This is a genomic window from Pseudomonas sp. 05N434 (genome assembly GCF_056396965.1).
The window spans coordinates 1-9,945 of record NZ_JBFTMK010000268.1; the positions used below are offsets into that span (position 1 = coordinate 1).

The 9,945-nt window shown below is 58.6% G+C and carries 11 protein-coding genes and 1 pseudogene; 9 read left to right on the forward strand and 3 right to left on the reverse strand.

The window, feature by feature from the left end:
• On the reverse strand, positions 1-134 hold a 134-nt coding region (locus tag AC1DLB_RS17415; RefSeq protein WP_477785349.1), incomplete at its 3' end, for an SDR family NAD(P)-dependent oxidoreductase.
• A gap of 165 nt (positions 135-299) precedes the next feature.
• Here AC1DLB_RS17415 and AC1DLB_RS17420 point away from each other — a divergent pair.
• From AC1DLB_RS17420 to groL, 4 genes are all read left to right on the forward strand, one after another.
• Complete coding sequence (locus AC1DLB_RS17420) at positions 300-1,031, forward strand: HugZ family pyridoxamine 5'-phosphate oxidase (protein WP_026286457.1); 732 nt, start codon at positions 300-302, stop codon at positions 1,029-1,031.
• A gap of 66 nt (positions 1,032-1,097) precedes the next feature.
• Positions 1,098-1,574 carry an FxsA family protein gene (locus AC1DLB_RS17425; protein ID WP_477744530.1) on the forward strand — a complete coding sequence of 159 codons (477 nt, stop codon included), beginning with the start codon at positions 1,098-1,100 and terminating at the stop codon, positions 1,572-1,574.
• 245 nt (positions 1,575-1,819) lie between these two features.
• Positions 1,820-2,113 (forward strand): co-chaperone GroES, encoded by a 294-nt coding sequence (locus AC1DLB_RS17430; RefSeq protein ID WP_018926588.1) that lies wholly within the window; start codon positions 1,820-1,822, stop codon positions 2,111-2,113.
• Positions 2,114-2,162: 49 nt separating this feature from the next.
• Entirely contained in the window at positions 2,163-3,809 is a 1,647-nt protein-coding gene (groL, locus tag AC1DLB_RS17435) for a chaperonin GroEL (protein WP_018926587.1), read from the forward strand.
• 175 nt (positions 3,810-3,984) lie between these two features.
• On the opposite strand, the gene AC1DLB_RS17440 is transcribed toward groL, so the two are convergent.
• Both AC1DLB_RS17440 and AC1DLB_RS17445 read right to left on the reverse strand, forming a co-directional pair.
• Positions 3,985-4,728, reverse strand: coding sequence for a phosphatase PAP2 family protein (locus AC1DLB_RS17440; protein ID WP_064616318.1), 744 nt, complete (start codon positions 4,726-4,728; stop codon positions 3,985-3,987).
• Positions 4,729-4,781: 53 nt separating this feature from the next.
• Complete coding sequence (locus tag AC1DLB_RS17445) at positions 4,782-6,674, reverse strand: LTA synthase family protein (RefSeq protein ID WP_477785350.1); 1,893 nt, start codon at positions 6,672-6,674, stop codon at positions 4,782-4,784.
• A gap of 141 nt (positions 6,675-6,815) precedes the next feature.
• Between AC1DLB_RS17445 and colR the strand changes: the two genes are divergently transcribed.
• The 5 genes and pseudogenes from colR to AC1DLB_RS17470 form a co-directional block, all read left to right on the forward strand.
• Positions 6,816-7,499: a two-component system response regulator ColR gene (gene colR, locus AC1DLB_RS17450; RefSeq protein ID WP_007938890.1), complete on the forward strand. Its 684-nt coding sequence runs from the start codon at positions 6,816-6,818 to the stop codon at positions 7,497-7,499.
• The gene (locus tag AC1DLB_RS17455) at positions 7,489-8,769 is read left to right on the forward strand and encodes a sensor histidine kinase (RefSeq protein ID WP_064616320.1); all 1,281 of its coding nucleotides are present in this window, start codon (positions 7,489-7,491) and stop codon (positions 8,767-8,769) included. The genes colR and AC1DLB_RS17455 overlap by 11 nt, the downstream gene beginning before the upstream one ends.
• 141 nt (positions 8,770-8,910) lie before the next feature.
• The gene (locus AC1DLB_RS17460) at positions 8,911-9,579 is read left to right on the forward strand and encodes a class I SAM-dependent methyltransferase (RefSeq protein WP_064616321.1); all 669 of its coding nucleotides are present in this window, start codon (positions 8,911-8,913) and stop codon (positions 9,577-9,579) included.
• A gap of 1 nt (position 9,580) precedes the next feature.
• Positions 9,581-9,724, forward strand: a pseudogene (locus tag AC1DLB_RS17465) (lipopolysaccharide kinase InaA family protein); the annotation flags it as partial.
• A partial coding sequence (locus tag AC1DLB_RS17470; protein WP_026331876.1) for a hypothetical protein occupies positions 9,721-9,945 on the forward strand: 225 nt, incomplete at its 3' end. The pseudogene AC1DLB_RS17465 and the gene AC1DLB_RS17470, both read left to right, overlap by 4 nt.

Genomic DNA, 9,945 nt, shown 5'->3' on the forward strand with positions numbered 1-9,945 from the left:
GCGGCGTCGAGTTTTTCCTGGTTCAGGTCCACCAGGGCCAGCTTGGCGCCACGACCTGCAAGATACTCGGCCATGGAACGGCCTAAACCCTGGCAACCGCCGGTGATAATGATTACTTTGTCAGTGAGTTGCATTCGCATAGCCCCATAGCCGATCGGAGTGTTTCTCCTTCTAGAGGGCCTCTCGATCTGAGCCTGATGTGGCCTGGCTGCACATGAGAACTGCCCCTGTGGCGTACTGGAACTTTCACCCAGACGCCTGTCCGTTTTTTCGACGGAATCTATATAAGGAGTCATAAATTGAGCGTTGTAGTGGCTAAGCATGCCCGAGAATTGCTTCTCAAGGAATACCGTGGAGTGCTCTCGACGCACTCCAAAGCGATGCCCGGTTTCCCGTTTGGCTCCGTGGTTCCGTACTGTCTGGACGAACAGGGCCGGCCGCTGATCCTTATCAGCCGCATCGCTCAGCACACTCACAACCTGCTGAAGGATCCGAAATGCTCGCTGCTGGTGGGTGAGCGCGAGGCCGAAGACGTGCAAGCCGTTGGTCGGCTGACCTACCTGGCCGAAGGAGAAAAGCTCGAGGACACCGCAGCCATCGAAGCGGCAGCCGAGCGTTACTACCGCTATTTCCCGGATTCGCAGAACTATCACAAGGCCCACGATTTCGATTTCTGGGTGCTCAAACCGGTACGCCACCGTTACATCGGCGGCTTCGGCGCGATTCACTGGGTCGACCAACTGACCCTCGCCAACCCGTTCGCCGGCAAGGCCGAAGTGAGCATGGTCGAGCACATGAATGCCGATCACGCCAAAGCCATCGCCCACTATGTCGACTTGGCGGGCCTGCCGAAAACCGTGCCGGCGCAATTGGTCGGCATCGACAGCGAAGGCATGCACTTGCGCATCGGCCAGGGGCTTTACTGGCTGCCGTTTCAAGCGCCTTGTAATACGCCGACACAAGTCCGGGAAGCCTTGGTTTTCCTGGCTCACGCCGAACATTGGCCGAAAAATCAAGTGGCCGATGCTTGAATTCACGAAACGGCGACGTCATCTAAGGAAGACTGGCAAGGCTTACTTGCGTTGAGGAACCATTTGATGCGCCCTTTTTTGTTGCTCTTTGTACTGTTTCCGGTGTTGGAGCTGTTCGTATTCGTCAAGGTCAGCGCAGCGATCGGGTTTTTCCCGGCCCTGCTGCTGATCATTCTCGGCTCGATGCTCGGCATGTTCGTGCTGCGTATCGCCGGTCTGGCTACTGCGCTGCGCGCTCGTGAAAGCCTGAGCCGCGGCGAGTTGCCGGCCCAGACCATGCTCGAAGGCCTGATGCTGGCCCTGGCGGGGGGGCTGTTGATTCTGCCGGGCTTCGTCACCGACGTGCTGGGTCTGATTATGTTGCTGCCGATCTCTCGTCAACTGCTGGCCAATAAAATGCGCCAGCGCGCCGAGGAACAAGCGATGCGCCAGCGTGCGTTTGCCGATGACCTTCAGCCGCGGGGCGGTCCTGCTCCACGTCAGCCGTTGGGCCGTGAGCCTAACGTGATCGAAGGCGAGTTCGAACACCGCGACTCCAAGTAACATGTCCATCGACACGGCACCTTTGGGTGCCGTGTTCATTTTCAGGGTATCGACGTAAAAATTTCGCTCTCGGCCCTTGAAATAGGCTCGCGCGCCCTTATGTAACGGTCACCGCAAGGTTTCTGGCAATTGCGCCAGACAGACTTCCGCGGTTCGCTCGACGAACCGCACCCGGCGCCGCCGGATTTGTTAAACCCGCCGGGACTACACCGGCCGATGAAAACCACAATTAGGAGAGATCGACAATGAAGCTTCGTCCTCTGCATGACCGCGTCGTTATCCGTCGCAGCGAAGAAGAAAAGAAAACCGCTGGCGGTATCGTCCTGCCAGGTTCGGCTGCTGAGAAGCCAAACCAGGGTGAAGTCCTAGCTGTAGGCCCAGGCAAAGTGCTGGACAACGGCGAAGTGCGTGCACTGTCCGTGAAAGTGGGTGACAAGGTGGTGTTCGGCCCGTACTCCGGCAGCAACACTGTGAAAGTCGATGGCGAAGACCTGGTGATCATGGCTGAGAACGAGATTCTCGCTGTTGTCGAAGGCTGATTCCCCGCTCATTTTCCCGCTACTACAAAGTATTTAAGGAATATCGATCATGGCTGCTAAAGAAGTTAAATTCGGCGACTCCGCCCGCAAGAAAATGCTCACCGGTGTCAACGTTCTGGCTGACGCAGTAAAAGCGACCCTGGGCCCGAAAGGCCGTAACGTGATCATCGAGAAGAGCTTCGGCGCTCCGACCATCACCAAGGACGGCGTTTCCGTAGCCAAAGAAATCGAACTCGAAGACCGCTTCGAAAACATGGGCGCGCAGCTGGTCAAAGACGTTGCCTCCCGTGCCAACGATGACGCAGGCGACGGTACCACCACCGCTACCGTTCTGGCTCAGTCGATCGTCAACGAAGGCCTGAAAGCCGTCGCTGCCGGCATGAACCCGATGGACCTGAAGCGCGGTATCGACAAAGCGACCATCGCGATCGTCAAGGAACTGAAAGCCCTGTCCAAGCCTTGCGCTGACACCAAGGCAATCGCTCAGGTAGGTACCATCTCGGCCAACTCCGACAACTCCATCGGCGACATCATTGCCGAAGCCATGGAAAAAGTCGGTAAAGAAGGCGTGATCACCGTTGAAGAAGGCTCGGGCCTGGAAAACGAACTGTCGGTTGTTGAAGGCATGCAGTTCGACCGTGGCTACCTGTCCCCGTACTTCGTCAACAAGCCAGAGACCATGACTGCCGAGCTGGATGGTCCGCTGATCCTGCTGGTCGACAAAAAGATCTCGAACATCCGCGAAATGCTGCCAGTACTGGAAGCCGTTGCCAAAGCCGGCCGTCCACTGCTGATCGTGGCCGAAGACGTTGAAGGCGAAGCCCTGGCGACTCTGGTTGTGAACAACATGCGTGGCATCGTTAAAGTCGCAGCCGTCAAGGCTCCAGGCTTCGGCGACCGTCGCAAGGCCATGCTGCAGGACATCGCTGTTCTGACCGGCGGTACCGTGATCTCCGAAGAGATCGGCCTGAGCCTGGAAAGCACTACCCTGGAACACCTGGGTAATGCCAAGCGCGTGATCCTGTCCAAAGAAAACACCACCGTGATCGACGGCGCCGGCGTTGAGGCTGATATCCAGGCTCGCGTGACCCAGATCCGTCAACAAGTGGCCGACACTTCGTCCGACTACGACCGTGAAAAACTGCAAGAGCGCCTGGCCAAACTGTCCGGCGGCGTTGCAGTGATCAAGGTCGGCGCTGGTTCCGAAGTTGAAATGAAAGAGAAGAAAGCCCGCGTTGAAGACGCCCTGCACGCTACCCGTGCAGCCGTTGAAGAAGGCGTGGTACCTGGCGGCGGCGTGGCACTGATCCGTGCCCTGCAAGCCATCAGCGAACTGAAAGGCGACAACGCCGATCAGGACGTCGGTATCGCTGTTCTGCGTCGTGCGGTTGAAGCGCCACTGCGTCAGATCGTTGCCAACTCCGGCGACGAGCCAAGCGTGGTTGTCGACAAGGTCAAGCAAGGCGCGGGTAACTTCGGTTACAACGCTGCCACCAGCGAATACGGCGACATGATCGAAATGGGCATCCTGGACCCAACCAAGGTGACCCGTTCGGCTCTGCAAGCTGCATCCTCGATTGGCGGTCTGATCCTGACCACCGAGGCCGCTGTTGCCGAAGCACCGAAGAAAGACGGTGCAGCTGGCGGCGGTATGCCAGACATGGGCGGTATGGGTGGCATGGGCGGCATGATGTAAGCCAGCCTTACCCCTATAAAAAAGCCCCGCCTGCGTCGAGCAGGCGGGGCTTTTTATTGCCTTCATTTTGGTAGGTCCGCAGATCGCGTCGCGGCCATCCATCGCGGGCAAGCCACGATCCCACAGTGGATTGCGTAAACCTGTGGGAGCAGGGCTTGCCCGCAATGGCGTCGGTTCAGGCGCTGACCGGTTTTGCCTCGTTCGCCTGTTCAGTCTTGGAGGCCGGCCGGTACAGGATGTTGTAGTACGCACCCAGGCAAAACAGCCAGCAGAAAATCGCCGTCCACACGTTGTGCGAGAAGAAGTGCGCGCCCTGCATCATCCGGCCGATGGAAAACACCGAGCCCAACGTGAAAGCGAAGATAAACGCATAGCGTGCCAGCCGTGGGCGTCGGTCACGCAACACAAAGAACAACGCAAACAGGGTGAAGCCGGTCGCCGCATGACCACCGGGCCAGCAGCGGCCTGGCTTGTCGGTATGCGGGCGAGGACTCAGCAGTTCGCTGTAGGTTTCGTGTCCGCCGAATTGTTCCAGGCTCCATGGGCATTGCACCGCCGTTGCCGCTTTGAGCGGAGTGACAAAGGAGGTTGACAGCGCCAGAGACAACACCAGGCAACCCATTTCACGTTTGAACGGTTTGAGCCTTTCAATGAAAAAGGAACTGACAAAGCCGAGGATAGAGAACACCGAAAAGGCAATGACCACTTGCTTGGCCCGGTCATGCAGGATGTTTTCCAGGAAATAACTGTGGCGCCCGATGAACGCACCGGCGACCGGATCATAGAACAGCTTGGCAAGGTCCATGTCCAGGGACGTCAACTCGAGCAGCATCAGGGTGATCGCCGCAATGGCGGGCACTCCCAGGCACAGCCAGAAATTGAGCGGGCGGGAGACGGGACGGACAGCGGTTGATGACATGGTGGATCCTGATGAATGGAAAAACCCCGGGGCATCAGCCCGGGGCCATTCGATTAACGTTCGCTGACTTGGCGGATGCCCTCCGTGGGCGCTTTCCAGCCGAGCAGCTGTTGCTTGAAGCCATGACTGGCAGTTTGGTAGTAAGTGATTGCGCGGGTGATCAACGGATCACCTGTGGTTGCCTGTGATTCGCGACTGTCGGTCAGTGCATCGTCGTGGCGACGCAGACCCTCACGCGGGCTCAGGATCGCTAAATCCTTACCGTCGAACAAGCCCAGATGTTGATAGTTGCCAACCACCACTCGCGGTGGCAGTGGATTGTCCTGCAACAGGTTGCGACCGAAGAACGTCGACTGGTAATCCAGGTTCAGCAGCCCGAGCAACGTTGGCGCAAGGTCGATCTGACTGGCCAGCTGTGCGGTTTCCCGAGCGTCGATCAGCTTCGGTGCATAGATGAACAGCGGAATCTGATAGTTGCTGATCGGCAAGTCTTCTTTGCCGGCGCTGCCAGCCGTGTGGTCGGCAACGAAGACGAAGATTGTATTATCGAACCAGGGTTTTTTGCGCGCCTGATCGAGGAACTGACCAATGGCGAAGTCGGTGTACTTCACCGCACCGTCGCGTCCGTTACCGGATTTGATATCGATACGGTTATCCGGGTAGGTGTAGGGGCGATGGTTGGAGGTGGTCATCAGTTGCAGTAGAAACGGCTGTTGCCTGGCGTAGTCGGCATCGGCCAGTTTCAGGGTCTGGTTATAGAGGTCTTCGTCAGCCATTCCCCAGGCGTTCTTGAAGTGAATCTCTGATTCATCGACGCTGCTCTGGTCGACGACGCGATAGCCGTTGCCGCTGAAGAACGCGTTCATGTTGTCGAAGTAACCGCGCCCGCCATACACGAATACGCTGTCGTAACCCACGGCGCCAAGTTGCTGGCCGAGGCTGGCGAAACCGCTTTCACGACCCACGCGCTTGACGATCGAGCGCCCCGGCGTCGGTGGAATGGCCAGGGTGATGGCCTCCAGGCCGCGATCGGTGCGGGTGCCGGTGGCGTAGAAATTATTGAAGTACAGGCTTTGTTTGCGCAAGGCATCGAGGTTTGGTGTCAGGTTGCGATCGTCGCCATTGCTGCCCATGTACTTGGCACTGAAGCTTTCGATGGTGACCAGCACGATGTTGGGTTTTCGTTCGGTGCCGGGATTATCGATCATCCGGCGGATGTCCTGCGGATCCTCGCCGATGAAGCGAGCGTTGGGCTCGGTCAGTTCAGCGCGAATCTGTTGCGCGACGACGGAGGTCGGCAGGGTGCTGTAGAACTGCGGGTAATCCAGTTCGTTATTGCGAAAGGCGGCGAAGAACTGGTACGGGCCATTGCTCGCCAGTTCGTTCTGATAGGCATTACCGCCCTGAGCGCGCGGCGCATCCTGGCTGAGCAGTTGCGCGCTCAGGCCCGCGACGATCAGCAGGCCGAGTGCATTCAGCAGACGCCCGCGCATGGCAGGCAATGGTGCGTCCAGCGCAGCGTTGAAGGATTTGCGCAGCGCAAGGCTCAGAATCACGGCCAGCACCGCGAGCAGGCTCAGCAGCTTGCCGATCGGGTACGACTCCAACAGGTTATTCAGCACTTCGTCGGAGTAGACCAGGTAATCGACGGCGATAAAGTTGAAACGCACACCGAACTCATCCCAGAACAGCCATTCGGCCACCGACGTGAACAGCATGGCGAACAGGCTGACGGTCAGCAGGCCCTGAAGGAACCAGCGATGGCCACGGCGGCGCCACAAGGCCGGCGGGCATAGCAGCAGATAGAGGCCCATGGGCAGCGCCGCGTAGGCAATGAAACCCAGGTCATAAAGCAGGCCGATGCCAAACACGGACAGGAGCCCGCTGCCTGCCTCATCCAGGTGAGTGAGGAGGAGAACGCTTCGGGTCAGGAGAAAAATGACCAGCCAGGAACAGTGAAAAACTTGTTAGCACCATTATTTGGTTGAGCGCATCGATTCTACGACCGGCCGCCCTAGCCCTGAGTCACACTAGGCCTTAAGCTGCGCGGGCCAAGACGGCCGTTACTGTATACGGAGGAGGTGCCGATGCGAATTCTATTGGTTGAAGACAACCGCGATATCCTGGCCAACCTGGCCGATTATCTGGGGCTCAAAGGTTACACCGTGGATTGCGCGCAGGACGGTTTATCTGGCTTGCACCTGGCGGCCACCGAGCATTACGACTTGATCGTACTCGATATCATGCTGCCCGGTATCGATGGCTACACCCTGTGCAAACGCCTGCGCGAAGACGCCCGCCGTGATACGCCGGTGATCATGCTCACTGCGCGCGATCAACTGGACGACCGTCTGCAAGGCTTCAAATCCGGCGCCGACGATTACTTGATCAAACCCTTTGCCCTGTCAGAACTGGCGGCGCGCATCGAGGCGGTCATGCGCCGTGCCCAGGGTGGCGGTCGCCGTGCCTTGCAGGTTGGCGATCTGAGCTACGACCTCGATACCCTGGAGGTGACGCGCGAAGGCCGTCTGCTGAAACTCAACCCGGTGGGCCTGAAGTTGCTGGCGGTGTTGATGCAGAAAAGCCCGCACGTGCTGCGCCGGGAAATTCTCGAAGAGGCCCTGTGGGGCGACGACTGCCCGGACAGCGACAGCCTGCGCAGCCACGTCCATCAATTGCGCCAGGTGATCGACAAGCCGTTCGCCAAACCCCTGCTGCACACGGTGCACGGCGTCGGTTATCGCTTGGCCGAGGGCCGTGATGGAGTTTAAGCAGAGCCTTTCGCAACGGATCATCATCGCCTTTGCGTTGATGAGCGCATTGGTCGCGGGAGCCTTCGCGATAGGCATCATCGCGACCGTGCACCTGGTGGAGGAGAAACTGATTTCGTCAGGTCTGGGTGGCGATTTGCAACGCCTGTTGCTGATGGACAGCGTGACGGACTGGAGCCACCGCCCCGAGCCGGACCAGTTGTTCTATTTCAGCGGCGGGCCGGGCGATTTTGAGTTACCCAAGGATTTGCGGCACCTGGACTCGGGTTTTCATGAAGTCTTTCGCGACCATCTGTCGTATCACGCCATGGTCGAAATCGTCGACGGACGGCGCTACGTGCTGTTGCAGGACCAGAGCGATTTCGAAGAGCGTGAACGGGTGCTGTTTGCCGTAGTGCTGGTGGGGTTCGTACTGAGCCTGGCGCTGGCGGTATTTCTGGGCTGGGTGCTGGCGCGCAAGGTGATGGCGCCGGTGGTGCGACTGGCCCGCCAGGTACGCCATCGCGATCAGCTGTTGGGCCTGGCACCGCCACTGGCGCCGGATTATGCCGCCGATGAAGTGGGCGAGCTGGCCGTGGCCTTCGACGCCACCCTCGGGCGCTTGCGTCAGGCGTTGACCCGTGAGCGATTGTTCACCAGTGACGTCAGCCACGAACTGCGCACGCCATTGATGGTGTTGGCCAGTTCCTGTGAATTGTTGCTGGAAAACCCCGGCATCGATCAGCGCGGGCGTGCCCAGGTCGAGCGGATCGCCCGGGCTTGCGCAGAGATGCGCGAGTTGGTGCAGACCTTCCTCATGCTGGCCCGCGCTCAGCATGAAGACGCCAGCATGGGCCCCCAGCAGAGCCTCAGTCAGGTGGCCGACGGGTTGCTTTGCCAATGGCGCGAACCGATCGAAGCCAAGGGCCTGACGTTGAACGTCGAGTTGGGCAACCCGCCGGACACTCGCTATAACGCGACGCTTCTGCACGCGGTGATGGGCAACCTGTTGCGTAATGCGCTGCATTACACCGAGCATGGGTTTATCCGCTTGGCCCTGACGGATACGGGGTTCGTGGTCGAGGACAGTGGTGTGGGCATTCCGGAAGAAAAACGCGAGGCGATGTTCGAGCCTTTCGTACGCGGCAGCGAAAAGCGTGGCGAGGGCTTGGGGCTGGGGCTGTCGCTGGTGCAACGGATCTGCGAGAACCAGGGCTGGAGTGTCAGCCTGACGAACATGGAGCCCAACGGTTGTCGCTTCCAGGTGGAGTTGAGTCAGAAAAAGCGGTGAATGGGTTGAAAAATAAATCGGCTCCGTAAAACCCTGAAATGATTCCGAGGTTACCTGACGAAATTTTCACCAACGCATGACCTGACGCTGACACCCCGCAACTTAAGGTGGTTGTCATCAGAAGCTCAGGAGATTGCAGTCATGGCTGGCCCGATAAAGCTCGGCTTCTCCGAAAAATACGACGATCAACCCGCACAGAAAAATGTGCGCAAGCACCAGGTGGGGCTCGGTCGCCGGCTGTCCCAATGGCGTGATGAACACCTGGCGCGAAAGGCCCTGGCGTTGGCCGGTGAACCTGGCCTGGTCCTCGATTTGCCCTGCGGTGCCGGGCGTTTCTGGCCGTTGCTCGCGGAAAAGCACAACCGTGTCATCATCGGGGCCGACAACTCGGTGTCCATGCTCAAGACTGCCATGCGCACTCAACCCGCCGACGTGGTCAAAAGGGTACAACCCTTGCACACGTCTGCATTCGACATTGCCTTGCCCGATAACGCGGTCGACAGCATTTTCTGCATGCGTCTGCTCCATCACATCGGTGAAGCCGAGCAACGACTGACCATCCTGCGTGAATTCGAGCGTGTCACCCGCGACAGCGTGATCGTTTCGCTATGGGTAGACGGCAATTTCAAGGCCTGGAAACGCAAGCGCGCCGAGAGGATGCGTGGGCAGGAAGGTTACCAGACTCGATTTGTGTTACCGGCTGCCACGATTGAAAAGGAGTTCGAGCAGGCGGGTTTCCATATTCAGGGGCAAATGGATTTTTTACCGCTCTATGCCATGTGGCGGGTCTATGTATTACGCAAGAGGTAACAGAATGACAGTGCACTATGCAGCTGCGCCCCATGACCTGAAGCAAGGGCGTCGCCACTCGTCGTTCAGCGATACAGACGGGGAAAAACTCGTCTACTTTTATAACAAGGCGTTTGGCAGCGCTATCAAAGGCTTATCGCAATGAAACTCGAAATTGCACGAGGTTTGTTTTTAGCCGGAGCCTTGGCAGTTGCTTCTTTGGCGGTGGCTGCCTGGGAGCAGCCCCGCACGCAGGTCCTCAGTTCCGTGCACGGCGACGCACATTGTCCGTTGCCCCGGGTAGCCAAAGCACCCGTGGCCACTCAACCCGATCATGACTTGTTACTGTTCATGTTCGGACTTTCTCAGGGACTGAGGCCACAGAGT

Coding starts and splice junctions, on each gene's coding strand:
- AC1DLB_RS17455 (WP_064616320.1), top strand. CDS start 7,489: ATGGAGTTTAAGCAGAGCCTTTCGCAACGGATCATCATCGCCTTTGCG.
- colR (WP_007938890.1), top strand. CDS start 6,816: ATGCGAATTCTATTGGTTGAAGACAACCGCGATATCCTGGCCAACCTG.
- AC1DLB_RS17425 (WP_477744530.1), top strand. CDS start 1,098: ATGCGCCCTTTTTTGTTGCTCTTTGTACTGTTTCCGGTGTTGGAGCTG.
- AC1DLB_RS17460 (WP_064616321.1), top strand. CDS start 8,911: ATGGCTGGCCCGATAAAGCTCGGCTTCTCCGAAAAATACGACGATCAA.
- groL (WP_018926587.1), top strand. CDS start 2,163: ATGGCTGCTAAAGAAGTTAAATTCGGCGACTCCGCCCGCAAGAAAATG.
- AC1DLB_RS17440 (WP_064616318.1), bottom strand. CDS start 4,728: ATGTCATCAACCGCTGTCCGTCCCGTCTCCCGCCCGCTCAATTTCTGG.
- AC1DLB_RS17430 (WP_018926588.1), top strand. CDS start 1,820: ATGAAGCTTCGTCCTCTGCATGACCGCGTCGTTATCCGTCGCAGCGAA.